This is a genomic window from Pantoea sp. B270 (genome assembly GCF_018726825.1).
Taxonomy (GTDB): domain Bacteria; phylum Pseudomonadota; class Gammaproteobacteria; order Enterobacterales; family Enterobacteriaceae; genus Pantoea; species Pantoea dispersa.
Window position 1 is genome coordinate 3,032,958 of record NZ_JAHCSX010000001.1, and the last position, 25,499, is coordinate 3,058,456.

Here is a 25,499-nt window from a genome sequence, read left to right on the forward strand (position 1 = left end):
ATTTTGGCAACGTGCGTTGCAGTTCACAGAAAGCGGTACGCCGTCCATGGCGCCAGGTCAGGGCAGATGCGGATAAACGCCCGGACCGATGGGCAGGCCCAGCAGATACCACACCAGCAGCAGCGCGATCCACGTCACAAAGAACACCAGCGGATACGGGAAGATCAGCACGTAGTAGGTGCCGAGCTGCGCGTCTTTTTGATAGCGCTGCAGGAAACCGAGGAACAGCGGCAGAAACGGCGACATCGGCGCCAGCGGCAGCACGGCGGAATCGGCGATGCGGAAAATCATCTGGGCAAACGCCGGGTGAAAGCCGAGCAGCATAAACATCGGCACAAACACCGGCGCGAGGATCGACCAGATCGCCGAGCCGCTGGCGATAAACATGCACAGAAATGCCGAGAGGAACATCAGGCCGAGAAAGGCCGGCGCACCGCTGATGCCGGCGCTCTCCAGCATATCGGTCAGGCCGATGGCCATAAACTTGCCCATGTTGCTCCAGTTGAAGAACGCTACGAACTGCGACAGCGGAAACACCATGACGATAAAGCCGGCCATGCTCTTCATCGGATCCACCAGCAGTCGGGGGATGTCGTCAGCGCGGCGAATCTGCTGCGTCACCGCGCCATAGGCAATCGCCACTACAAAGAAGAACAGGATGATGATCGGCACGATGCCCTGAATAAACGGCGAAGGGATGATGCCGCCGGTTTTCGGGTTGCGCAGCGGCGCATGCTCCGGCACCACCAGCAGCGCCATCACGCCGATGAACACCAGCGCGGCGAGACCGGCCGCCTTCAGGCCGCGATTCTCCTGCGCCGTCAGCGGTGGCAGGCGATCGTGGTGGCCGCTGTTCCAGACGGGCAGGCGCGGTTCGACAAATTTATCGGTCAGCAGCGCGCCGGCCACGGTCAGTACGATGACTGAGCTGGCCATAAAGAACCAGTTATCGATCACGCTGACGTGGACCGTGTCGCTGACCGCTTTGGCGGCCTCTGTACTGATGCCGGAGAGCAGTACGTCGGTGGTGACGATCAGCAGATTCGCGGTAAAACCCGATGCGACGCCGGCAATCGCCGCCAGCAGGCCCGCCACCGGATGACGCCCGACGGCAAGGAAGATCAGCGCGCCGAGCGGCGGCATCACCACCAGTGCGGCATCGGAAGAGATATGGCTGAAGAACGCGATAAACAGCACCATATAGCTGGCGTAGCGACGGCTGACGCGCGACGCCATCTTCACCATCAGCGACTGCAGCAGCCCGACTTTTTCCGCCAGCCCGGCCCCGATCACCAGCGCCAGAATGGAGCCCAGTGGGGTGAAGCCGCTGAAGTTTTTGATGATGTTGGGCAGGATCCATTGAATGCCCGCCACGCTGAGCAGGTTATTGACCCGCACCAGTTCGCCATTGGCCGGATTTTTAACAGCTACATCAAGGCTGCTGAGAAGCGCGGTGGCGATCATCAGCACCACGATCAGGTAGACAAACAGTAAGAACGGGTTGGGCACTTTGTTGCCGACCCGCTCAATCCAGCTGAACAGCTTGCCGGGGCTGCGATTTTCAGTCATCACTTCCATCGGTAGATCCTCGTCATGTTGTATTTGCATGCCCGGAAGGGCTGTTATTTTTTATTTTTTTATTTACTGCTTCCGCATGTGTTGCGGAGTGACCTTTCACACCGGCCTGTAGCGGCGCAATTTATTGCGCGTCTTGTTAAACCCGCGCGATTAATCGCGCCGCTACGGGCCAGTGCGCTTCGCTTTATAATGTCGATGGCTGCACGCTGGCTGGAATCGGGCACACGTACGGCTGCTCAAGGCGCACGCGGTCAAACTCTTCACTACAGCGCGCCAGCGCGGCATCATCGTGCAACAGCGTCAGCGCGGTGGCGGCCAGCACTTTGGCGGCAAGGCACATCCCTTTGTGGGCAATCGGCGTGCGGCCCTGTGCCACCAGCTGCCAGGTGTGCAGCGGCGTGCCGAAGGCAAAACAGGGGGCAAAACACTGCGCCGTCGGCGTTACCCAGCTCACATCCCCAACGTCGGTTGAGCCGTACAGCAACTCGCGCGTGACCGCATACGGCGCTACCTCATCCATCAGCACTTTATCCCCCAGCGCCTCAGCCCAGGCGATACCCGCTTCGCCGCCGGTGCGCGCCGCATTCAGTCGCGCGTTACGCAGATCGTCTTTGCTCAGCGTGGCGCGGATCTCTGCCGCAAACGCCTGTTCCTGCACGCTGTAGTGCGGCAGACCAAAAAGGTGCAAATTACGTTCCATCACCGCTTCCAGCGCGCGGTTGGGCACATAGTTGGAGCAGGCTTTATCAAAACGTACCGTCATCTGCGTATCGGTCATCAGCGCCGCGCCTTTGGCGATGTTGATTACGCGCTGGTAGATATCCTGGGCCTGGTCGAGCTGTGGCGCGCGAATCAGATACAGCACTTCGGCATCGGCCTGCACCACGTTGGGCGATACGCCGCCGGTTTGGGTGACCGCATAGTGCAGGCGCGCCTCCTGCACGATGTGCTCGCGCAGAAAATTCGCGCCGGTGTTCATCAGCGTCACCGCGTCCAGCGCGCTGCGCCCGAGATGCGGCGAGTTAGCGGCATGCGCAGCCACACCTTTGAAGTGAAACGCCGCCTGAATATTGGCGAGGGTGCTGAGGTTGAACATGCCGCTGAAGCCTTCCGGGTGCCAGGTCACGGCAGCATCGACATCATCAAACAGCCCCTCGCGCACCATAAAGGTTTTACCCGAGCCGCCCTCCTCGCCAGGGCAGCCGTAAAAGCGCAGCGTGCCGCGTCCGCCCTGTTCTGCCCACCAGGCTTTGATGGCGAAAGCGGCGGCCAGGCCGGCGGTACCGAGCAGGTTGTGGCCGCAGCCGTGACCGTTGCCGTTTTCCACCAGCGGCTCAGGCGTGGCGCAGCCCGCCTGCTGGCTCAGACCGGCCAACGCATCAAACTCGCCGAGGATGGCGATCACCGGCTGGCCGTGGCCGATTGAGGCGATAAACGCGGTGTCGAGACCGCCGACGCCGCGCTCGACCTCAAACCCCTCCTGCGCCAGCGCATCGGCCAGCAGCGCAGACGATTGCGTCTCTTCGAAACGGGTTTCCGGCACGTCCCAGATGGCATCGCTGAGGGCACTGAAGCGCGCCTGATGCTGGTCGATGTAGCGATCGATAAAGTCGTGTGCGTTCATCGGGCACCGCCGAACTGCGCCTGGTTAAGCGCCAGCGTGGCCAGCATCTGCACGGCGGTGGCCATCACCGCTTCATCAAAGTCAAACCGCGCATTGTGATGGCCCGCCGCCAGCTCGCAGCCGAAGATGACGTAAGACGCCTGGCCGCCGCGCTGCTGCACGCGCTCCATCATATAGGTGGCATCTTCGGAACCGGCCGCCTGCTGTTTGCTGTCTATCACCGAACTGAACAGACCCAGCGCTTCGGCCTGCTGATGGATAAAACTGACCCACGCCGGGCTCGGCGTGCAGCTGCGTGCACCGCCCATCAGCGTGACCTCGTGCTCAACGCCGTACATCGCCGCGGCACCGGCAATCACGCGCAGCGCCTGCTGATAGATATCGTCATTAACCTGATTACTCGCGCCGCGCGTTTCCACCTTCATCAGCGCAACATCCGGCACTACGTTGCGTCCGCTGCCGGCCTGTAAGACACCAACGTTAACGCGCGCCACGCCGCCGCTGTGCTGCGGCAGAGTGTGCAGCGCCAGCGTAGCCTGCGCCGCCGCCAGCAGTGCGTTGCGTCCCTCTTCCGGTTTGCCACCGGCATGCGCGCCGACCCCGGTAAAACGCACGTCCAGTTTGGTCGTGGCGAGAAAGCTGTCGCTGCCGCAGACGATCTCGCCCGGCGGCACGCCGGTTCCAAGGTGAATGGCGGTGAACAGATCGACATCATCAAGCACGCCCGCGGCCACCATGGCTTTGGCACCGCGTACGCCTTCTTCCGCCGGCTGAAAAATGAGTTTTATGCGACCGCTCAGCTGGTGCTTCATCGCCATCAGCACGCCCGCCAGCGCCAGACCTATGGTGGTGTGACCATCGTGGCCGCAGGCGTGCATCATGTCGGGATTGCACGAGGCGAAGCCTTCGCGCGTCGGCAGGTGATCGGCGGCGGCGCTTTCCGTCTGATCGAGCGCGTCCATATCAACACGAAAGCCCATCACCGGACCGGGACGGCCGGTGTCCAGCGTTGCCACCACGCCGCAGAAACCGCCGGAGAAGTGGGGCAGCCACTGTGGCAGCGCGCCCTGCTGCAGCGCACGCGCTTCCTGCTGCGCCAGCACTTCAGCAGACGGCAGACCCATGCGCGCATCGGCATCAATCACCTCACGGCCCAGCTGCAGCTGATAACCAAGACGATGCATCTCTTCCGCCACCAGCGTGGCGGTGCGGAACTCCAGCCAGCCGGATTCAGCATACTGGTGCAGGTCGCGGCGCCATGTCTGCATCTGCGGTATCCGCGCGTTGACGAGGTCGGAAAGGGTGTTCATCGGCTGTTCCTTAGTGTTGGTTTTTTATGCATTCAACCGAATCTACACAATGGTATTGGGGCGCATAAGATGCGAATATCTTGTGACCGATAGACAACGGTTATCACCTGATCATGGCGGCCAATCTCAAACTTCATCAGCTGCGCGCCTTTGTTGACGTGGCGCGCCAGGGCAGTATTCGCGCCGCCAGCCGGCTGTCGGGCCTGTCGCAGCCGGCATTAACCAAAGCGATTCAGGAACTGGAGCTGGCGCTGGGCGCGCGCCTGTTCGAGCGTCGTCAGCAGGGCGTGATGCTGACCGATGTCGGTGAAACCTTTTTTCGTCATGCCTGTCTGGTGCTGGAGGAACTGCGCGTGGCGCAGGAGGATATCCAGCAGCGGCTCGGTCTGGCCGGGGGCAAAGTGAATATTGGGGTGGGCGGCAGCATTGCGCGTACCGTGATGCCGCAGGTGATAACCCAGTTTCATCGTGAATATCCACTGGTGAAAGTGCGTATCGTGGAGGGGCAGCTGGTGTCGATGGTGCATGAACTGCGTCAGGGCGCGCTGGATTTCACCATCAATACCTACGACCGGCATCACTTCGATCAGGAGCTGATTTTCGAGCGGCTGATGCAGCGCGAGTATCAGGTGGTGATGCGTAAAGGGCATCCGATGGCGCATGCGCGCTCGCTGGCCGAGTTGCAGCACTGCGACTGGACTATGCCGACACCGCAGGGCAGTTATTACCGACTGCTGCATGACCTGTTCGGTGAGCGCGGCATGGCACCCAAAATCGCGGTGACCTGCGAGACCTTTATGGCCTGCACCAGCCTGGTGGCGAAGAGTGATTTTGTCAGCATCATTTCGCGCGACGTGATTGAAGACCCTACGCACGGCGGGCAGCTGATCGCGCTGGATCTCGACGATCCGCTGCCGAAAGCCACCTTTTATTTGATTCAGCGTAAAGACACCGCGCTGACGCCGATGAGCGCTTACATGGCGCAGCTGTTCCGCCGCTACTGCCAGCCGTGACGGGCGAAAAACTGCATCGTCTACACTTTAGGTGTACGACACGCGTTAACGCACTCTCAACGGAGGTTACGATGCAGGTGAGTCCTTATTTATTTCTCTACGGCCGCTGTGAAGAAGCCATTGCCTTCTATCTGGAAGCCACCGGCGGCGAAATTCTGCAAAAAATGACGTTTGGTGATATGCCGGAGCAGGGCGAGCAGGTGGGCGATCGGTCGGCGCCGCCGCTGCCGCCGGAAAAGATTATGCATGCGCATCTGCGCATTGGTCAGGGCGAGCTGATGCTGAGTGATGGCAATACCGCCCAGCCACCGGCGTCCGAGCATGCCGGTTATGCGGTGAGCCTGGCCACGCCAGATGAAGCGGAGGGTAAAGCCTGGTTTGATAAGCTCTCTGCGGGCGGCAAAGTGACCACTGAATGGCAGAAAACCTTCTGGTCGAACGGCTTCGGGATGTTTATCGATAAGTTTGGCATCCCATGGCGCATCAACGTGGTGAAGCCACAGGCGTAACCGACTGGCGTGGCCGCGATCGCAGGCGGCCACGCCGGAAGCGGTTTAGAAGTTGTAACCCACCACCAGGTAGTAACCCCAGCCGGTCGATTTCACTTCAAACGGACCGTTGCCGAAGTTCAGCTCCTGGCCATCAGCCCACTGGCCGCCGTTGTGGAAGTAACGCGCCACGGTAGAGACATGCCAGTGATCATAGTTCAGCGACAGAATGTGGCTGGAGGCAATCGAGTTGCTGGTACGTGAGCGGTCAGACTTGTCACGCAGATCGGAGCCCCAGTCAAAGTTGGTGAAACCGATGTAGCTCAGCTTGCCGCCCCACAGGTCGGTAATCGGTACAAAGTATTTCACCTTGAAGCGATAACCATCCCAGCTGTTTTCGTTCGCCGCACCGTAGTTTTCCCACTGGTATTTCGCGTACACGTTCAATGACAGGCCGATATCGCTATGGGTATCGATGTCCGTACCCAGACCCATGTACCAGGTGTTCTGACGGCTGTCGCTGTTGCGACCCATGTCGTAGATGTAGTTGTTAGCGAAGTACCACTCTTTGAACGGTCCGAACGCCAGGCTGGTGCCGGTCAGCTTATCGATAGAGAAGCGTGGCTCAATTTCCATGAACATCGGCGAACCGTGGTCAAAAATACCGTTGGCATTGCTGTTACCCACGCCAAAGAAGTTGGTCAGGTCAAGGTAGCCGTAGAAATCAAACCAGTCCTTTTTAGTAAAGGCTTCGTATTCGAGATACACATCATTGTTGAACTGAGGTCCGAAGCGGGTGTGATAACTGCCTACCACGTTCACGCTCTGATGCCACCAGTCAGAAAGGTACTGCGGATCGCTTTCCGCCGCCTGTGCGGCGCCGGTCCAGCTACTGGCCAGTAAGGCCCCTGCTATCAACGTTTTAAATTTCATTATTTTTTAACCACTTGCTCGTGATCGCCGCGCAAATGCTGCGATCGGGTGAAATCGATCCCAGGGGATGGGCAGTGTGCTGTTGTCGCCGGTCTGACGCGCCGGATTTTCAGGCCCGCGTAATGTGCCTGTAACAGAGCGATAGAAAATAGATTTTGATCACGTTTGTCAAAAAGTGTTGCATTTGGATTCAGTAAATATGTGAACTAGATCACATAAAGGCCGTGTAACGAACGGAACCCCGCAACCGTTTACGTTGTCGGGATACGCAGAGAACTGGCAGGAGAAGAAAATAGCCGGCGCGGATTATCGCGCCGGAGAGGAAAGACGTCAGGGAAGGGTTACGCGTACCTGCAGGCCACACACTTCACCCTGCGGGTTAAGGCAATTCGACAGCGCCACCTGCATCTGATGCTTCTGCGCCACGCTGCGCACGATCGATAATCCTAAGCCGCTGCCCTGCGCCTGGACATCCGGCGAGCGGGTAAAGCGATCGAAGGCGCGCTCGATAAACGACTCCGGCATGCCGGGGCCGTTATCGACAATATCCACCACCGTATGATGACCGACGCGATGCAGCAGCACATCCACCAGGCTGCCCTCCGGCGTGTGCAGCATGGCGTTGCCGATCAGGTTATCGAACAGGCTGCGCAGATCGGAGCGGCTGGCGTGCAGACGATAGTGCGCGGTGCCGTTGAAGCCGATATCAATGCCGCGCTTGTCCGCTACCACCATCAGCTGCTCAATGCTCTCCTTCAGCAGGTCATCAAGCTCAATGGTCTCGACGCTGGCGACCACGGACTGATCCTCCTGGCGTGAGATATTCAGCAACTGCGTCACCAGATGGCGCGTGCGCGTGACGCCCGCTTCCAGCTGATCAAACTGGCGGCTGGCTTCGCCCGGCAGGATGTGCTGACGCAGGTTCTCCAGTTGTAACGTGACGGCGGTGACCGGCGTGCGCAGTTCATGCGCGGCATCCTCAAGGAACTGGCGCTGTGACGACCAGGCCGCGCGTAGTTTATCCAGTAGCGAGTTATAAGCATCGACCAGCGGCAGCACTTCGTCCGGCAGACCGTCCGGCGACACGCTGTGCGGATGCAGGGTTTCCTGCGCCGCAATCTGGCGCGACGCCACGCGCAGATCGCGCGTAATGGCCCGCACCACCAGCCAGATCACCAGCAGCGACAGCGGCATCATCAGGATGAGCGGAATGATGGCGGAGAGTACGCGTTTCACCATCAGGCTCTTCATGTAGCCGACGTTGTGCAGCACCTGAATATTGCCGATCTCGCTGCCCAGCTCGCCGGGACGGGTGTAAACGCGCCACTGGCAGTCATCGCCGCAGTCGCCAACTTTTAAATCTGACCAGCCTTTTTTGCTCTGCAGGGGCGCATGTAGCGCTGGCCAGGAACTGGCGCGCAGGTGATTATTGGTGTCCCAGAGCTGAACGATATAGGTACTTTTCAGCTTCTCCTGCTGCATCACCATCGGCATCAGTGCCGGCATGCGCTGGCTGCTTGACCAGGCATCGGCAATTTTGGCGAGCTGGTCGTCCTTCATGGTGCCCATCATGTCGCCATAGCAGTGGTAGAAATACCAGGTGACACCGCCGATCATCGCCAGATGCAGCAGCACCAGCGTGGCCAGCAGTTTATTGCGCAGCGACCGCATAAACGTAAAGGATCTCATATTGCCGGCACCCGCCACCCCAGACCGCGTACGTTGCGAATCACTTCGTTATCGAGTTTGCGCCGCATGCCGTGAATCAGCACGTCCACGGCGTTGCTGGTGACCTCTTCGCCCCAGCCGTAGATGCGGTTTTCTAACTGCTCACGCGACAGGATCGCCCCTGGGCGTTCCAGCAGCGCATAGAGCAGGGCGTATTCACGTGCGGTTAGCTGCTCGCGCTGGCCTTTGTACAGCACTTCACGCGTCATCATATCGAGCTGCACGTCGCCGTTGCCCAGCAGGGAGTCCGCCGCACCGTGGCGGCGTCGGGTGATGGCTCGCATACGCGCCAGAACCTCTTGCAGATCAAAGGGTTTGAGTAAATAGTCATCGGCACCGCTGTCGAGCCCCTGAATGCGCTGCTGCACGGTATCACGCGCGGTCAGCACCAGCACCGGCGTCATGTCACCGCGCGTGCGCGCACGCCGCAGCACATTGATGCCATCTTCACGCGGTAAACCGAGATCGAGCAGGACGCAGGTGTAACCGCCTTCCTGCCAGGCGTTGCTGGCAAATACGCCGTCACGCACCCAGTCCACCGACCAGCCGGCGGCCTCCAGCGCCTGCTGCAGGTTGGCGCCGATCATTTCATCATCTTCTACCAGCAGCACACGCATGATGCCCTCCTGAATAACTTGTCGCAGTGTAGCGCCCGATAATTAGCGCAGAATTAACCTGGTGCGCTGTTTCGTCGGGAAAGCCGTTTTTTTGCTTGCTAATTCTGCGCTAATTTTCTGCTAATTAAGGGATAAATTTAACGCGCTACAGTGACGTCACTGGACATTTTACCGACGCCGGAGGAAGTCATGAATCAGCGCGAATTTATCCGTAGTTTGCTGGAGTGGATTGAAAAAAACTTAGGGCACGATCTGCATCTGGATGAAGTAGCACGCCGCTCGGGGTATTCCCGCTGGCATCTGCAACGTCTGTTCCGTCAGCACACCGGTTTTTCACTGGCAGAATACATTCGCCAGCGCCGGCTGACTGAGTCAGCGCTCACGCTGATCAACAGTGATGAGGCGATTCTGCAGGTAGCGATGAGCTACGGCTTTGATACCCAGCAGGCTTACACCCGCACCTTTAAAAATTATTTCCGCGTCACGCCAGGCCAGCTGCGGCGTCAGCGTCGCGTCGAGCCGGACCGCCTGCTGTTTCCGTTAGCGGTGGCGGTGTGACATCCCTCGCCCGATTTCCCGTGGCCGCTGCGTAACGGGAAATCGGGTGCGCATTCGCGTTTTTGCTTTTAAGCTGCGGTTCTCACTCTTTCGAATCATCCAGAGAACATGGACAACAGCGATAATCTCACCGCCATGATGCTGTTTGCACGCGTCGTTGAGCGGCAAAGCTTCAGCGAAGCGGCCCGTACGCTGGGGGTATCAAAATCGCACGTCAGCCGCGAAATTGCCCGGCTGGAGGTGCGGCTGGGTATCAAACTGCTGCAGCGCACCACGCGCAAAGTGGCGCTGACCGAGCTGGGTCAGGCTTACTATCCGTTCTGCACCCGCATGCTGGAAGAGATGCATCGCGCCGACGCGTTTGTGCAGCAGGTGCATCAGCAGCCTGCCGGCAACGTGCGGCTGCAGGCGCCGATCACCTTCGGCTGCCAGTGCGTGGTGCCGACGCTGAACACCTTTATCCGCCGTCATATTCACATCAACGTCGATCTCGAACTGACCACCAGCGACGATCCGCAGCCCAGTGCGGACGTGGCGATTGTGATCCGCGCGCGTGCGCCGGAAGTCGCAAACTACCGCGAACTGAGCAGCATTGACTGGGGACTGTATGCGTCGCCAGCGTATCTGGCCGCGCATCCGGCCATCGATCATCCCGAACGTCTGATGCGCCACGATCTGCTGCTGTTTCACGGCCCGGCACACACGGCGGCGTTGCCGTTTCGCCGTGATAAGCAGCGCCTGGCGCTGGATGTGCACAGCCGCTTTCGCGCGAATAACAGCATGGCGCTGCTTAATGCGGCCCTGGCCGGAACCGGCGTGGCGTATCTGCCCGCCTATATGACGCAGGAGGCGCTGGCGCGCGGCGAGATTCAGCAGGTGCTGCCGGAATGGCAGATGGATCGCCTGCACAGTTACCTGCTGCTGAAAGAGCAGCCGCAGCCCTCGTCACCGATCACCTTACTCTGCGACGCGCTGATCACCGCGCTGGGTGCGTCATGATTGTTGTTTTATGGCAACAATAGCGCGCTGGCTGGCAAATATCCGCTTCTCCCTGTTTTCTGTGTGCTACCGCTGATAGCCTGCTAAAAAAGCCAAAAACAGGGATAACACTATGTCGCACTCTTCTATCGCGTTAGCGCCTGAGCAGCAACACTGGCGGCGCAATTTGTGGGTTTGCGTGCTGGGCTCGTTCAGCACTATCGTCGCCATGACCCTGCTGCTGCCCTTTCTGCCCCTTTATGTGCAGCAGCTGGGCGTGCAGGAACCGGCCGCGATTGCGCGCTGGTCAGGCGCCGCTTATGGTGCCACCTTTCTCAGCGCGGCGCTGACGGCACCGCTGTGGGGCAAACTGGCGGATCGCTATGGCCGCAAGCTGATGCTGATCCGCGCCAGCCTCGGAATGGCCGTCGCCATGTCGCTGATTGGTATGGCCACCGCGCCGTGGCAGCTGGTAGCGCTGCGCCTGCTGGCCGGTCTGCTCGGCGGCTATGCGTCGGGCTCCACCATTCTGGTGGCGGCGCAAACGCCGAAAGCGCAGACCGGCTGGGCGCTGGGCGTGCTGTCCTCCGGCATCATGGCCGGTAATGTGGTCGGCCCGCTGCTGGGCGGCGTGCTGCCACCGCTGATCGGTATCCGCCACACTTTCTGGCTCACCGGCGCGGTGATTTTTCTTGCGTTTCTCGCCACCACTTTTCTGCTGAAAGAAGCGCCACGTGCGGCGAAGAAAGCCGCAGCCGGGGAGGGGGATGAGCCGGAGGCGTCGATCAACCGGCCAGTGGTGCGGCTGATGTGGCTGTCGGGCATGCTGCTGATTTTTGCCAATATGTCGATTGAGCCGATTATCACGCTGTATATCGCGCAGTTTGTGCACGGCGATCACGCGGTGACGGTGACGGCCGGGCTGGTGATGGCGGCCGCCGCGCTGGGCAGCATTCTCTCCGCGCCGCGCCTTGGCCGGCTGGCCGACCGCATCGGACATGCGCGCGTGCTGATTTATGGCCTGCTGTTCTGCGCGCTGCTGCTGATTCCGCAGGCATTTATTAGCGCGGCATGGCAACTGGTGGTGCTGCGTTTCCTGATGGGGATGGCGCTGGGCGGCCTGATGCCCTGCGTGACGGCGTTGATTCGTCATAATGTGCCGCAGCGGCAGGTCGGGAAAATGCTGGGCTATGCGACCTCAGCCCAGTATGTCGGCCAGGTGAGCGGCCCGCTGTTCGGTGGCTTTATCGGCGGCGCGTTTGGTATGCGCCCGGTGTTTCTCGCCACCTGCGTGATTATGGCGCTGTGCGCGCTATTGAATGCGCGGGTGCTGCGTAAAGCTTAACCGCAGGATCGAGCGTAATGCCTGACCGGCGTGAAAAAAAAGCGGGCATTGCCCGCTTTTTTACTTCAGTGCGAAAAATTACTTCGCATCTGGCAGCGCATAGGCAATCACGTAATCGCCCAGCTTGGTACCAAACGAACCGTGACCACCGGCCGCGATGACAACGTACTGCTTGCCATTCACTTCATAGGTCATCGGCGTAGCCTGGCCACCCGCTGGCAGACGCGCCTGCCACAGCATCTCACCGGTGTTGGTATCGAACGCACGCAGGTAGTTATCTGCGGTCGCACCGATGAAGAACACGTTACCGGCGGTGGTGATTGGGCCACCCAGCATTGGCATACCCATTTTGAACGGCAGCGGAACCGGTGCGCTATCGCGAACGGTACCGATACGTTTCTTCCACACGGTTTCGTTGGTCTTCAGGTCGATCGCTGAAACGTAACCCCAGGCCGGCTGTTTACACGGCAGACCAAACGGCGACAGGAACGGGTTCAGCTCGACGCCAAACGGCACACCGTACTGCGGCTGAATGCCGGTTTCGGTACCGGAACCGCCTTCTGCGCCCTGCGGTGGCTCAATCGGGTTGCCCGGACCGCGCGGAATCAGCTTAGACACAAACGGCAGCGCCATTGGGTTAGCAATCGCGATCTGACGATGTGGATCAACCGCGATGCCGCCCCACTCGAACATACCGAGGTTGCCCGGGAACACCAGCGTACCCTGCTCAGACGGCGGCGTGAACGGACCTTCGTAGCGCAGACGCTTGAAGATCACGCGGCACACCAGCTGGTCATACATCGTCGCGCCCCACATGTCCTTGTCCGTCAGATTCTGTTTCGGACGGAAGGTCAGTTCGGAGTACGGCTGGGTCGGTGCCACGTGGTCACCTTTCGCCGCGCCCTGCGGTACCGGCGTCTCCGGTGCAGGCACGACCGGCTTGCCGGTACGACGATCCAGCACAAAGATGTTACCGGTTTTCGCCGGGGCATAAATCACCGGTACGGTGTTGCCGTCTTTGTCCGTGATATCGGCCAGCGTCGGCTGTGACGGCAGGTCCATATCCCACAGATCGTGGTGCACGGTCTGATACGACCACACCAGCTTACCGGTGGTGGCGTTCAGCGCCAGAACGCTGCTCGCGAAGCGCTCCTGCTCTGGTGTGCGGTTACCGCCCCAGATATCCGGGGTGGAAACGCCCATTGGCAGGTAAACGGTATCCAGTTTTGGATCGTATACCGCCGGCGCCCACGAGTTCGGCGAGTTCATGGTGAAGGTGTGTTCATCGGCCGGAATCGCGTTAGGATCTTTCGCGCCCGGGTCGAACACCCACAGCAGTTTACCGGTGTTGACGTCAAAGCCACGGATGGCACCAGACGGCTCACGGGTAGAGTAGTTATCGGTGACCGCACCAGCAATGACGATGGTGGTGTCAGTGATAACCGGCGGTGACGTAGGCTCATACTGGCCTGGCGTCTGTACCGGCTGCTTGTGCTGCAGATCCAGCTCACCGTTGTTGCCAAAGGATGGGCAACGGGCACCGGTATCGGCATCCAGCGCGAACAGACGACCGTCGTTCACTGGCAGATAGATGCGGCGTGAGCACAGCGCAGGCTGGCTGTTGGCGGCATCGGCAGCGGCAGGCACTTCATGGTATGAAACACCGCGGCAGGTCACGTGCTGGAAGGTAGGATTCGGCTTCAGGCCCGGATCGAATTTCCACTTCTGCTTACCGGTCGTCGCATCCAGCGCAAACAGAATCTGGTGTGGCGAGCAAAGGTACAGCGTGTCGCGGATTTTAATCGGCGTCACTTCGTCAGTGATTTCACCCGGATCGTTGGCGGTTTTGAGATCGCCGGTCTGGAACTGCCAGGCAACCTGCAACTCTTTCACGTTGCTGGTGTTGATCTGCTTCAGCGGCGAGAAGCGAGTGCCCTGCTGGTCACGCGCGTAGGCTGGCCAGTCAGCATCGTTGATGTTACTCAGCGGCTGGGCCTGTGGGACGTTAGCGGCTTCCGGCAGGTTGCCATTCAGCTCCTGCGGATCGTGGAATACTGCCCACGCCAGCACCAGTACGCTGGCTACCAGCGCAACGGCCATCGCACCCAGCGCACCTTTACCCGCATGATTCAGGCCGCGATACACAAACGGCAGAATCAGCCAGATACCGAAGATCACCAGCACGTCGGTACGTGGGGCCAGCGCCCAGAAGTCGAAGCCGACTTCCCATACGCCCCACACCAGCGTTGCCAGCAGCAACAGGGCATACAGCAGCAGTGCGGAACCGCTACGGCGCCACAGCAGAACAGCGGTGATCAGCATAATCACACCGCCAATAACGTAGTACCAGGAACCTCCAATGGCGGCTAACCAAACGCCGCCAATCAGCATAAATGCGCCCGTCAGCAGTGCAAACAGCACCGTCAGGAAGCGAATTACGCCAAAAGATGAGGAAGCTTTCCCCATAATATTGACCTCTTTCTTTGCCATAAAATCAAAGGAAACAACCGATTAGGCTGTATCCCGACATAGAGTACGAAGTGACTTAAGGTGTTCTGTCAGTGCTTTTCCGTTAAGCAGGATGATCCCTTTGCGTTAAATTTTATCTTAAAAACGTTAACAGGTTTGATTTTTTTAGCGCTTTGCTCTTTTTATCAGGCAGTGACACGACATTTTATGAGGATATTGCACCATCCTGTCCGGCGTAATCGGGTGATAACGCCGATGCGCAGAATTTTGTGTAAACGTTTACCCCGGGAAGAGCGGATGACAGCTCCGCTGCGTTTGCCAGCCGCTTAGCTGTAAATGCAGGTAATCTTCGGCCGGTAATTTGAGCTGAGGCGTACGTAATATTACCTCTGCTTGTGTTTCCCGCAGCGAAGCGAGCAGAAAAGGAAAGCTGAACTTGAGATAATTTTCACGGAAGAAGTCATCGCTCAGAACAATACCGCTGAAGGGAAAATCGGTAATATTTTTCCACTCGGTTCCCGGCGGCGCGAGATCGTAAAGCCAGAAGGAAAAACGAGACGCCACAGCGCGTAAGGCGGATCCTGCCTGACGTAAAGTGGCATAGTTGATCGCCAGCCTTACATTCTCATGTTGCAGGCTGGAATAATTATCCACGTCATGCAAAAAGGACATCACACTATTTCCCGCCAGTGGAATAATTATTAATCCCGCAGCATCCGCTGACTGATAATGTTGGGTAATTATCTCGCCTTCATGAAGTAATGCATCACGCTCCGGCACGCAATGCATTAAGGACGCTGAATAGCATGCGCCGATAGGTGTGCCGTCGAAGCGACAGACACGCTCAGTGACATAAGGATGGTATGAATTGTTTTCCATTTATCTCTATGAATAAATTAATGAACGATAGCGTCTTAATTATTATAAGGACGGGAAGACTGCTGTGATTATCACAGGGGGCAATATAGATCGATTCGCCGGCAAAGATCACCTTTTTTAGCTGTTTCTGATAAAGAGATAAAAAGGATTGGCCAGGCATTAATTAACGCTTTACTGAATTATCTGGAATGATTCGGCTATTTTCAAAGTAAAACAATCAGTCTGCTAATATTCAGAACGCCATGTTTAACTGTCAATCCGGATAAGCACCTGTTTTTACAGCGCACATCCAGCCATTGCCTGCCCCGGTCAGTTATCGCACTCTATGACGTGAAAAACATAAGGAAAGCCGATGGTGGCTTTTCACCAGGCCGGTGCCATGACGCCGGCCGGTTCTGCTTCAGGATGGGATAAAACTATGGGTTCACCGGTCACCGCAGCGGAAGATTCGCTGCTGCGACACAGGTCGTTCGTCGCCTTCTGGCTGGCACGTACCTGTTCATCGTTTGGTTTTCAGATGTTCTCCGTGGCCGTCAGCTGGCAAATCTATGCGCTTACCCACAGTGCTATGGCGCTGGGCATGATCGGTCTGATGCAATTTTTACCTTCGGTATTGCTGGCGCTGCCGGCGGGTCACCTTGCGGATCAGTATGACCGTCGCCGCATCGTGCTGCTGGGGCAGCTGATTGAGTGGCTGGCGCTGCTCGGGCTGGTGGCGCTGACGCTGCTGCACTGGGCGGGCCGGATTGAAATCTGGGGACTGGTGTTCCTGATTTCGCTGGCCAAAGCGCTGGAGTGGCCGGCAATCACCTCAATGCTGCCAGCGTTGGTACCGCCGCCCATCCTCGCGCGCGCCATGGCGGCCAGCTCGGTGGGCGGTCAGGCGGCGGTGATTGTCGGTCCGACGCTGGGCGGCTTACTGTACGTGGCCGGGCCGGAGGTGGTGTACGGTGTTTCGGCGCTGTTCTATCTGCTGTCGATTGTGCTGGTCAGCCGTTTGCGCTACGAACGACCGCCGCAGGCACGTATTCCGGCCAGCCTCAGCACCATGTTTGCCGGTGTCCGCTTCATCCGCGAGCGCAAAGATGTGCTTGGGGTGATCTCGCTCGATCTGTTTGCCGTGCTGCTGGGCGGCGCCACGGCGCTGCTGCCGATCTTCGCCCAGGATATTCTGCATACCGGTCCGTGGGGGCTGGGCATGCTGCGCGGTGCCCCGTCGGTCGGGGCGCTGCTGGTCGGTGTGTGGCTCAGCCGTCACAAGCTGGAAAAGCACGTGGGCATGATCATGTTTGGCTCGGTAGCCGGTTTTGGTCTGGCTACGCTGGTATTTGCGCTATCGACGCAGCTGTGGCTCTCGCTGCTGGCGCTGGCGGCACTCGGCGGCTTCGATATGGTGAGCATGGTGATTCGCGGCGCGCTGGTGCAGCTGGACACGCCGGATGAGATGCGCGGGCGCGTCAACGCGGTCAACGCCATTTTCATTAATACCTCTAACCAGCTGGGGGAGTTCGAATCCGGCCTGTTGGCCGCATGGTTCGGTGCGGTGCCCGCAGCGGCGATTGGCGGTGTCGGCACCCTGGTGGTCGTGGCGCTGTGGATGGCGCTGTTCCCTCATCTGCGCAAACGGCAGAAACTGGAAAACGACAGTCTCGCCTGACGTTCGCGGCTGCCCGGCGCGGTGGCCGTGGCCAGGCACGCAGTCTGCCTCGCTATCTCACACAGCCAGGTTTGATTATTATTAATCACGTTTGACTGTTTGTGAGCATGATCAAACTAATTAAGCGCCAGTTAATCTATAAATTGCCCTGCCTGTGCGTAAATTTATTCATTTTTGAGTGAAGTAAATCATTTTGCACGGTGCGGGGTAGCCAGCGCAGCGACGCAACAACAATAATCATGGCCGCCTCATTAACGGTGCGTGTGAAGCCCGGCACGCACCACGACCCTACGTTATCAATGAGGCGAACATGAAACAGTTCTCTGCAGAAGGGATGGTGATTATTGTCGGGATTGTCATTGCCTACATCCTGTTCACCACCTGGCTGACCTGGCGGTTGCGCAGTAAAAACAGCGGCGACTTTATGGCGGGTTCAAACGTGATGCCAGCGTTTGTGGTCGGCGTGATGCTGATGTCTGAATACATTGGCGCCAAGTCAACCATCGGTACGGCGCAGGCGGCCTTTGAGGATGGCTTTGCCGCGTCCTGGTCGGTGATCGGTGCCGCTATCGGCTTTCCGCTGTTTGGTTTTTTGCTGGTCAAACGCATCTACAACACCGGCAAAATTACCATTTCCGGCGCGATTGCCGAGCGCTATGGCAACTCCACCAAAAATATTATTTCTATCATCATGATCTACGCGCTGCTGCTGGTGAACGTCGGTAACTATGTCAGCGGTGCGGCGGCGATCTCTACGGTACTGAACCTTGATCTCACCACGGCGGCGGTGATCACCGCGCTGGTCAGCACCTTCTATTTTATGTTCGGCGGCATGAAAGGCATCGCCTGGGTGACGCTGCTGCACAGCGGCCTGAAATATATCGGTATTCTGGTCATTCTCGGCGTGGCGCTGCACATGACGGGCGGCGTCAGCCCGATGATCAAAGAGATGCCGCACTTTTACTGGACCTGGGACGGTAACGTGGGCGCCAGCACCATTTTTGCCTGGATGATTGGCACCATCGGGTCGATCTTCTGCACCCAGTTTGTGATTCAGGCTATCGCCTCGACCAAAAGCGCGGCGTCTGCGAAGCGCGCCACCTGGGTCGCCTTCTTCTTCTGTATGCCGATTGCCATCGCCATTGCGCTGATTGGCGTGGCGGCAAAGTATCTGCATCCGGAGATCAACAGTCTGTACGCGCTGCCGGTGTTCCTGCAGGACATGAGCCCGTGGCTGGCAGGGATTGTCACCACCTCGCTGGTGGCGTCGATTTTTGTCAGCGTCAGCACCGTGGCGCTGGCCATCGCTTCGCTGGTGGTGAAGGACTTTTATGTGCCATATCGTAATCCGACGCCGGAACGCGAATTTCGCATGACGCGCTGGCTGTCACTGCTGATCGGTTTTCTGCCGCTGATCTTCGTGCTGTTCGTACCGGAAGTGCTGAAGCTATCGTTCTTTACCCGCGCCATCCGCCTGTCAATTTCGGTGGTGGCGATCATCGCTTTCTACCTGCCGTTTTATAAAAGTACGCGCGGCGCGAACGCCGGCCTGATTGGTGCCTGCGTCATGACCTCGCTGTGGTATCTGCTGGGCGATCCGTTCGGCATCAACAATATGTACGTCGCGCTGGTCACACCGGCGGTGATCATGCTGATTGACCGCCTGATCCCGTCACGCCAGCCGCAGCGCAAAAATGCACCTGATTCATCAATGCAAAACAGTGGAGCCTGACATGACCGACTCAACCATTACCGTCGAACGTAACGGTAAGCTTCATCCGCACGCGCAGGACGCGCAGCAGCTCACGGCGATGCTGCCTTCGGTCTGTCCGCAGAACCACGCCGCTAATCTGCTGCCGTTACCAAACGGCGACCTGCTGTGCGTGTGGTTTGGCGGCACGCAGGAAGGCATCGCGGATATTTCGGTGTGGTGCTCGCGGCTGGCGCAGGGCAGCGCGCAGTGGAGCGATCCTCAACAGTTATCCGACGATCCGGCGCGATCGGAACAGAATCCGGTGCTGTTTCTCGATCCGGATAACGTGCTGTGGCTGTTGTGGACCGCGCAAAAGTCCGGCAATCAGGACACGGCAATTGTGCGCTATCGCCAGTCACACGATTTGGGTCACAGCTGGAGTGCCATCGATACGCTGCTCGATCAGCCGGGCACGTTTATCCGCCAGCCGCTGGTGGTGCTGCCGAACGGCAACTGGCTGCTGCCGGTGTTCTATTGTCGCACCCAGCCGGGAGTGAAATGGGTGGGCAATGATGACATCAGCGCGGTGAAAATCTCCAGTGACAAAGGACAGCGCTGGCGCGATGTGGCGGTGCCGGACAGCCTCGGCTGCGTGCACATGAACATTACGCTGCTGCAGGATGGCAGCCTGCTGGCGCTGTATCGCAGCCGCTGGGCTGATTATATCTACCAGAGTCGTTCGGACGACGGCGGTGAAAGCTGGAGCGCGCCGCAGGCAACCGATCTGCCAAATAATAACTCATCGATTCAGGTGACTACGCTGCACAACGGCCATCTGGCGCTGGTGTTTAACGCCATGAGCGCACGTGATGCCAGCGAGCGTCGCCTGTCACTGTACGACGAAATCGAAGACGAAGATGACGCCGCGGTGGCCGTGGCGGCGCAGCCGGTGGTTCAGGGCGCACACACCGCCTTCTGGGGGGCTCCGCGCGCACCGATGACGCTGGCTATTTCTGCCGATGGCGGAGTGAGCTGGCCTTGGCAGCGTAATCTGGATGAGGGGGACGGCTACTGCATGACCAACAATTCACAGCAGAAACTGAACCGTGAGTTCTCCTATCCCAGCATTAAGCAGAGCGCGGACGGCGCACTGCACATTGCCTACACCTATTTTCGCCAGGCCATCAAGTACGTGCGCGTGGAGGAGAACTGGGTGAGGGACAAAGCATGAGCCGCCATGCGCTGGTGACCGGTGTCAGTTCCGGCATTGGTGCGGCGATTGCCGATGAGCTGCTGACGCAGGGCTGGCAGGTCACCGGTTTTAGCCGTACGCCGGTGGAGAAAGATCATCCGGCGTTTACCTCCGTCAGCGTCGACCTGTTTGACGCCGGTCAGCTGAAACGGGCTTTGGCCGGGCTGGCGAAGGTGGATGCGCTGGTGCACGCGGCAGGCATGATGCTGGCCGCGCCGCTGGGTGAGCTGGAGGAAGAGCAGGGGGCGCGGCTGTGGTATCTGCACGTGCAGGTGGCGCAAATCATGGCCAACACCTTGCTGCCGCAGATGGGCCACGGCGATCGTATCCTGCTGCTCGGCAGCCGCACGTCACGCGGCGCGGCGAATCGCAGCCAGTATGTCAGCACCAAGGCGGCGATGGTGGGCATGGCGCGCAGCTGGGCCGCCGAACTGGCTCCGCAGGGCATTACGGTCAACGTGATCGCCCCCGGTGCCACCGCCACGCCGATGCTGCTGCAGCCGGACCGCGCCAGCTCGCCGCCGAAACTGCCGCCTATCGGACGCTATATCCATCCCGAAGAGGTGGCCGCGCTGGCTGGTTTTGTGCTGTCGCCGGCTGCCGCTGCCATTACCGGACAGGAGCTGGTAATTTGCGGCGGCGCGTCGCTGTAGTTTTATTCTCCAGCGTGCTTCTCCCATCGTAAAAACAGGATGGGAGAGGCTGATTATGTCTCGTCTGCGAAAACTCCTGGCTTAGCGTGCTACGCTTTCTTTGGGTTTACCAAAATGGTAATCTTTTCACCGTTTTGGTAAACCCAATTTTATTGTCTACATATTAAGTGGTTACGGAGTGTAGCGCTCCGCAGCAGAGAAGCGCGCAATGAATCATGATGTTCTTCAGGAAATAAACGCCGAACCACTTTTTCTGGTACAGAGCGATCAACATATTGTTTTTGGCGTTGACGGAAAGTTTAAAGCGCATGCGCTAATCACGATTCTGTCCATCATGAAACACGCCGGAGACCGCGTTTATCATTTCCATCTGATCTCTTCAGAACTGACACCGGCCGATAACCCCCGGCTCGCCAGGCTGTTTCAGGGATCGCGCCACGGCGTGACGCTGCATCATCTGCCGGACCAGCTGTTTGCCACGCTGCCGGTCACCGAACTTTTTACCCGTGCGACCTACTATCGCTTTCTGGCACCGCTGATTTTGCCGCAGGCGGAAAAACTGCTCTATCTTGATGCCGATATGGTGTGCATTAATCCGCTCAATGAACTGTGGCAGATCCCGACCGGCCCCGAGGCGGTTGCGCTGGTGGTCGGTGAAATTGCCTCGCTGCAGCCGGTGCTGGCGAAGAATGCCGGCTTGCGCGGCGAGCGCTATTTTAACGCCGGCATGATGCTGATTGATGTGGCGCAATGGCGCGCTGGCAATATCAGCGAACGCGCGTTTACTTTACTGTCCGAACACGGGCGAAACTTCCAGTATCTCGACCAGGATGCGTTGAATATTTTACTGGAAGATAAAGTGACCTTTGTTTCTCCTCGCTTCAATACCCTGACCATGCTGGCCCATGACGATCGTGGCTATACGCTCGACGTGCCGGCGGAAACCTGCCTGATTCATTATGCCGGTGCGGATAAGCCCTGGCAGGTATGGAATCAACAGTTTGTGGTTCACCACTATCGCGATATTTATCAGGATTCACCGCTGTCCACCATGGCGTTTGACCAGCCAGCCAATGCGCAGCAGGCAAAAAGAATGTATAAGTCGCTTTTTCGTCAAAAAAGATGGTGGCAGGCCATGCTGTGGCGCCTGAAACATATCAAGATGAGGTATTGTTAAGTGCAAGCTCACGCTTTTCGCCAGCTGATGACGGGAAAAAATATTTACCAGCTCTGTTTTGTGCTGCTGAGTATCGCGCTGGCGTCGTCACTGGTGGTTGAAGCCTTACCGCGCAAAATATTCTATTTTTCCAGTTATCTGGTGGCTCTGTATTTAGTAATTCTGGGGGTGAAAAAACAGTGGCTAACAGATAAAACGGCCATAACGGTAGCGCTTCCGCTGCTGTTCATTGGGCTGGTCAGGCTCATCTGGGCAAAGATGTTTTCCCACGCTGAATTCAGTGACGTGGTGAATAACTACTTCCAGGGCGGTAAGCTGTTTATTATCGCGGCTTTTCTCAGCTATTTTATCATCGCCTGGCGCCACTATCTTAGCCGTCCACTCCTGATAACCTGCAGCGCCATCTTATTTGTCGGGCTGCTGGTGACGTTAGGTTTCGCTATCAGTGAACACGCAAAAACGCTGACCCGCATCAGATTGCTGACCGATTCCGCCGGTACCGTCTCTTATCTGATTACCGCGCTGGCGCTCTGTACTTTGTACACCGGCCACCGGGTCATCACCCATCGCGGCGGACAAATGATCTTATTCAGCGCGGTTTTTGTCGTGAATATGATGCTGATGATTCTGACCGAGTCACGCGCCGGCGTATTAACACTGCCACTGATTTATCTGGCCTGGTTTTATTTTACCCATCGCTGGGCGGGTAAAATTTCGCTGGTGGTGTTAGCGCTGTTTATTATCGTGGGCGCTTTATTTATGCCGGGAAGCGTCTGGCAGCGCTTAGACAGCATCCACAATGAAGTTGATACTTATCAGACCAACAATAACACCTCGATTGGCGCCCGTTTCTCTATCTGGAAAGGCGGCTGGCACAGCGTTTCGTGGTCGCTGCCGGGGCAAAGTCCGGATCAGCGCACGGCAAAAGCGCGGGAATACATCACGCAGCATGAGCGCCACAATCCCGAAGCGTATAAAAACGTCATGTATCACCTGCACGATGATTTCCTTGAAACGCTTTCGCTGCAGGGGATCGCTGGCGCACTTTCCCTGCTGATTTTTTACCTCGTGCTGCTGATAGTAGCCGCACGCCGCGGCGTCGCCGGATTAACGCTGCTGCCGCTGTCAATTATCATCTTTGGGCTGACCGACACGGTGTTAATTCAGAGTGGTTCGGTGCTAATCCTGGTGATGGCGATTATCATCAGCTATGCCATGATTCATCCGCCTGAGAAAGCATCGTCCTGATAAACCGGCGCCGGCATAGCGCCCGGTTATTACAGCGGTTTGTTTAACTTCAGAGCCAGATATTTCTTTTTAAAGCTGGTTCTGATTTTACTATCGAAAAGAAAAGACAGTGGCCTGATTTTAGTGATCGCCTCAATAACCTGCTTCCTGTCGTCAGGATTATCCAGGGCTTGCCGATGTTTATGTGCAATATTAATCCAGTGGCAGGATAGCAGATTACGATAGCGCTCCTGCAACACCTCATCCATATGCTGCGTTGCGCTCACTAAGAGTGAAATTTTGTGTTTATCCAGCTGGCTGGATAAGCTGTTGCCGCGTTTAAAATAGAGATAAGGGCTCTGGCGGCTATAAGCGATTGCATCACTGCTGACCAGGATTTCCGGGAAAAGCCAGGCGTCCTCGTAGCAGGTATAATCCGGGAAGGGATGTGCCAGCAGCATGGTGCGCTTAATAAACTGACCGATAAAGTGCGCCTGCAAATCGCGATGGATCAGGAATTTTTCAATGGCCTGATGCCGTGACAGTGTTTCCGCCTGCAGGCCCTGCCACGTGATGTGCTGAGGCCGGGATTCGTATACCTCATTAAGCGCCGTGAACAGTGCGTCGGGACGATGGCTTTTCAGGTAGCGGACAATATCGGTGAGGGCGTCGGCCAGCAACTGATCGTCGCCATCCAGCATCGTAATATATTCACCGCTGCACTGCTGAACGCCAAAATTACGCACCCGGCCAATGTTGCGGTAATCAATATTAAATACTTTCGCCTGCGGATGCCGCCGGGAAAAATCATCGATTAACGCTGCTGTGTTGTCGACGGATGCGTCATTGATAAGAATAAATTCAATATACTGCTCAACACCATGACAGGCCTTTTCTAAACTCGCCAGCGTGTCAGGCAGAAATTTTTCACTGTTATGGGCCGTTAGCAACACACTGATTAAATAGTCAGGAACCATCATTTTTTAAGTCAACATCTGAGGCAGGAATGCCGTCAAGCATACTACAAGTGGCAATTTGAGGGGAGGGCATTGACGCAGCGCAGCTCTGCGCCTGCTGCCGCCGATCAGGCACATTTACGACTGATACAATAATGCGTATGATTCTCATTCCTTTTTATGCTTCCTGCTCGCGCAGGTAACCCATCAGTCCTTACCGGAGACAGCAATGACTTCATCATTACGCCCGCGCGCCACCGCGCTGGCTCTGGCGCTGCTGGCAGCCATGAGCCTGAGCGCCTGTCAGGCGCCGGCTAAAAAATCAGTAGCGCCTGCCGCCGCGGCTAAGCCAGCGGCAGCGGAGAAGGTACAGCAGCGTGAACTGGGCGACGGCCTGTATGAAATGGCTTATGTGCCGGGCGATCCGGCTGCGCTGTATGTGGCCAGCGCGCAGGCGTTTAAAACCGTCAACGGTGGCGTGCTGTATCGCCTGGATGCCCGCACGCTGGCGACGCTGGGCGAAACCCATACCGATCTGAAAAACTTTGGCATGACGGCTTCACCGGACGGCAGCGTGCTGTACATTACCAACACGCTGGACGGTGGCGTGACGAAAGTGGACGCCAGAAGCGGTAAAGTGCTGCAGCGTCTGCTGTTTGGCCTGAAAAACGACAAAGGCAATCCGGTTGGCGCGCGTGAAATCCTGCTGCATGACGGCCTGCTGTACATCGGTGCGATTGAGAATCCGGCGATGATTTGGGTGGTCGATGCGAATACGCTGCGGCTGAAAACCACCATCAAAAACGCCGGTAAGTGGGTGACAGGGTTGCTCTATTCGGCGTCAACCGACCGTATTTACGCGGCGAACGGCAGTGGCGAAGTGCTGGTGATTAATCCGCGCAGTCACAAAATTGAGCAGCGCTGGACGCCAGGCGATGGCAAGGAGTATCTGCTGTTAAATCTGGCCGAAGATGCCGCCAATGGCCGCCTGTACGTCACTGACAATTCTAAGGGCAAAACCACGCTGGTGTTCGATGAGCGCAGCGGTAAGGTGATCAAACGCCTGGATGTCGGCGATTCGCTTGGCATCAAATTCAATGCGAAGCGCAACGAGATTTACATCAGCCAGCGACTCGGCGGCAAAGTGCTGCAGCTGGACGCGACGACCTACGCAGTGAAAAATAGCTGGACGCTGCCGACCCACCCTAACAGCCTGCTGGTGTCGCCAGATGGTCAGACGCTGTACGTGACGGTGAAGCAGGGACTCAATAAAGATCGCTCGCCGCAAGGGCCGGATAGTGTGGTGCGGATTACGCTGGATTAACCGCGCTGGGTTGAATCGCGGCGCGAGGGATCGCGCCGCA

General features: G+C 57.8%; 21 protein-coding genes. 12 read left to right on the forward strand and 9 right to left on the reverse strand.

Annotated elements, in window-relative coordinates; genetic code table 11:
• Window positions 1-57: 57 nt before the first annotated feature.
• The 3 genes from abgT to KOL70_RS14390 form a co-directional block, all read right to left on the reverse strand.
• A complete protein-coding gene (gene abgT, locus KOL70_RS14380; protein WP_058759275.1) occupies window positions 58-1,578 on the reverse strand; it encodes a p-aminobenzoyl-glutamate transporter in 1,521 nt (506 codons plus the stop codon).
• A 184-nt stretch (window positions 1,579-1,762) separates the two neighbouring features.
• A complete protein-coding gene (locus tag KOL70_RS14385; RefSeq protein ID WP_215480809.1) occupies window positions 1,763-3,202 on the reverse strand; it encodes a M20 family metallopeptidase in 1,440 nt (479 codons plus the stop codon).
• Window positions 3,199-4,512, reverse strand: coding sequence for an amidohydrolase (locus KOL70_RS14390; protein WP_215480810.1), 1,314 nt, complete (start codon window positions 4,510-4,512; stop codon window positions 3,199-3,201). The genes KOL70_RS14385 and KOL70_RS14390 overlap by 4 nt, the downstream gene beginning before the upstream one ends.
• A gap of 113 nt (window positions 4,513-4,625) precedes the next feature.
• Here KOL70_RS14390 and KOL70_RS14395 point away from each other — a divergent pair, with 113 nt between their 5' ends.
• A complete protein-coding gene (locus KOL70_RS14395; RefSeq protein WP_058770043.1) occupies window positions 4,626-5,525 on the forward strand; it encodes a LysR family transcriptional regulator in 900 nt (299 codons plus the stop codon).
• A gap of 71 nt (window positions 5,526-5,596) precedes the next feature.
• Window positions 5,597-6,034 (forward strand): VOC family metalloprotein YjdN, encoded by a 438-nt coding sequence (gene yjdN / locus KOL70_RS14400; RefSeq protein WP_058774910.1) that lies wholly within the window; start codon window positions 5,597-5,599, stop codon window positions 6,032-6,034.
• 45 nt (window positions 6,035-6,079) lie between these two features.
• Here the strand turns inward: yjdN and KOL70_RS14405 are convergent, their stop codons facing one another.
• From KOL70_RS14405 to KOL70_RS14415, 3 genes are all read right to left on the reverse strand, one after another.
• Entirely contained in the window at window positions 6,080-6,946 is an 867-nt protein-coding gene (locus tag KOL70_RS14405; protein WP_021507798.1) for a nucleoside-specific channel-forming protein Tsx, read from the reverse strand.
• 330 nt (window positions 6,947-7,276) lie between these two features.
• Complete coding sequence (locus tag KOL70_RS14410) at window positions 7,277-8,635, reverse strand: HAMP domain-containing sensor histidine kinase (RefSeq protein WP_058759279.1); 1,359 nt, start codon at window positions 8,633-8,635, stop codon at window positions 7,277-7,279.
• Window positions 8,632-9,291 carry a response regulator gene (locus KOL70_RS14415; protein ID WP_021507795.1) on the reverse strand — a complete coding sequence of 220 codons (660 nt, stop codon included), beginning with the start codon at window positions 9,289-9,291 and terminating at the stop codon, window positions 8,632-8,634. The genes KOL70_RS14410 and KOL70_RS14415 overlap by 4 nt, the downstream gene beginning before the upstream one ends.
• A 189-nt stretch (window positions 9,292-9,480) precedes the next feature.
• Here KOL70_RS14415 and KOL70_RS14420 point away from each other — a divergent pair, with 189 nt between their 5' ends.
• From KOL70_RS14420 to KOL70_RS14430, 3 genes are all read left to right on the forward strand, one after another.
• The gene (locus KOL70_RS14420; protein WP_021507794.1) at window positions 9,481-9,849 is read left to right on the forward strand and encodes a helix-turn-helix domain-containing protein; all 369 of its coding nucleotides are present in this window, start codon (window positions 9,481-9,483) and stop codon (window positions 9,847-9,849) included.
• Window positions 9,850-9,957: 108 nt separating this feature from the next.
• On the forward strand, window positions 9,958-10,848 hold the full coding sequence (locus tag KOL70_RS14425; protein WP_058770045.1) for a LysR family transcriptional regulator: 891 nt from the start codon (window positions 9,958-9,960) through the stop codon (window positions 10,846-10,848).
• A 112-nt stretch (window positions 10,849-10,960) separates the two neighbouring features.
• Window positions 10,961-12,172 carry an MFS transporter gene (locus KOL70_RS14430; RefSeq protein WP_132465797.1) on the forward strand — a complete coding sequence of 404 codons (1,212 nt, stop codon included), beginning with the start codon at window positions 10,961-10,963 and terminating at the stop codon, window positions 12,170-12,172.
• A gap of 78 nt (window positions 12,173-12,250) precedes the next feature.
• Here the strand turns inward: KOL70_RS14430 and KOL70_RS14435 are convergent, their stop codons facing one another.
• Both KOL70_RS14435 and KOL70_RS14440 read right to left on the reverse strand, forming a co-directional pair.
• On the reverse strand, window positions 12,251-14,638 hold the full coding sequence (locus tag KOL70_RS14435; protein ID WP_215480811.1) for a glucose/quinate/shikimate family membrane-bound PQQ-dependent dehydrogenase: 2,388 nt from the start codon (window positions 14,636-14,638) through the stop codon (window positions 12,251-12,253).
• A 282-nt stretch (window positions 14,639-14,920) separates the two neighbouring features.
• Window positions 14,921-15,520, reverse strand: a complete 600-nt coding sequence (locus KOL70_RS14440; protein ID WP_215480812.1) for a hypothetical protein — start codon at window positions 15,518-15,520, stop codon at window positions 14,921-14,923.
• Window positions 15,521-15,938: 418 nt separating this feature from the next.
• Between KOL70_RS14440 and KOL70_RS14445 the strand changes: the two genes are divergently transcribed.
• From KOL70_RS14445 to KOL70_RS14470, 6 genes are all read left to right on the forward strand, one after another.
• Complete coding sequence (locus KOL70_RS14445) at window positions 15,939-17,177, forward strand: MFS transporter (RefSeq protein ID WP_031279748.1); 1,239 nt, start codon at window positions 15,939-15,941, stop codon at window positions 17,175-17,177.
• Window positions 17,178-17,487: 310 nt separating this feature from the next.
• Window positions 17,488-18,909, forward strand: coding sequence for a sodium:solute symporter family protein (locus tag KOL70_RS14450; protein ID WP_125311526.1), 1,422 nt, complete (start codon window positions 17,488-17,490; stop codon window positions 18,907-18,909).
• Window position 18,910: 1 nt separating this feature from the next.
• The gene (locus tag KOL70_RS14455) at window positions 18,911-20,101 is read left to right on the forward strand and encodes an exo-alpha-sialidase (protein WP_215480813.1); all 1,191 of its coding nucleotides are present in this window, start codon (window positions 18,911-18,913) and stop codon (window positions 20,099-20,101) included.
• The gene (locus KOL70_RS14460; protein WP_021507786.1) at window positions 20,098-20,775 is read left to right on the forward strand and encodes an SDR family NAD(P)-dependent oxidoreductase; all 678 of its coding nucleotides are present in this window, start codon (window positions 20,098-20,100) and stop codon (window positions 20,773-20,775) included. Before KOL70_RS14455 ends, KOL70_RS14460 begins: the two co-directional genes overlap by 4 nt.
• 208 nt (window positions 20,776-20,983) lie before the next feature.
• On the forward strand, window positions 20,984-21,952 hold the full coding sequence (locus KOL70_RS14465; RefSeq protein ID WP_058770050.1) for a glycosyltransferase family 8 protein: 969 nt from the start codon (window positions 20,984-20,986) through the stop codon (window positions 21,950-21,952).
• Window positions 21,953-23,200 (forward strand): O-antigen ligase family protein, encoded by a 1,248-nt coding sequence (locus tag KOL70_RS14470; protein WP_371824659.1) that lies wholly within the window; start codon window positions 21,953-21,955, stop codon window positions 23,198-23,200.
• Window positions 23,201-23,229: 29 nt separating this feature from the next.
• Here KOL70_RS14470 and KOL70_RS14475 read toward each other — a convergent pair whose 3' ends face one another.
• Window positions 23,230-24,159 carry a glycosyltransferase family 2 protein gene (locus KOL70_RS14475; RefSeq protein ID WP_058770051.1) on the reverse strand — a complete coding sequence of 310 codons (930 nt, stop codon included), beginning with the start codon at window positions 24,157-24,159 and terminating at the stop codon, window positions 23,230-23,232.
• Window positions 24,160-24,364: 205 nt separating this feature from the next.
• On the opposite strand from KOL70_RS14475, the gene KOL70_RS14480 reads away from it, so the two are divergent.
• Window positions 24,365-25,459, forward strand: a complete 1,095-nt coding sequence (locus KOL70_RS14480; RefSeq protein WP_021507782.1) for a YncE family protein — start codon at window positions 24,365-24,367, stop codon at window positions 25,457-25,459.
• The last annotated feature ends 40 nt before the right edge of the window (window positions 25,460-25,499 follow it).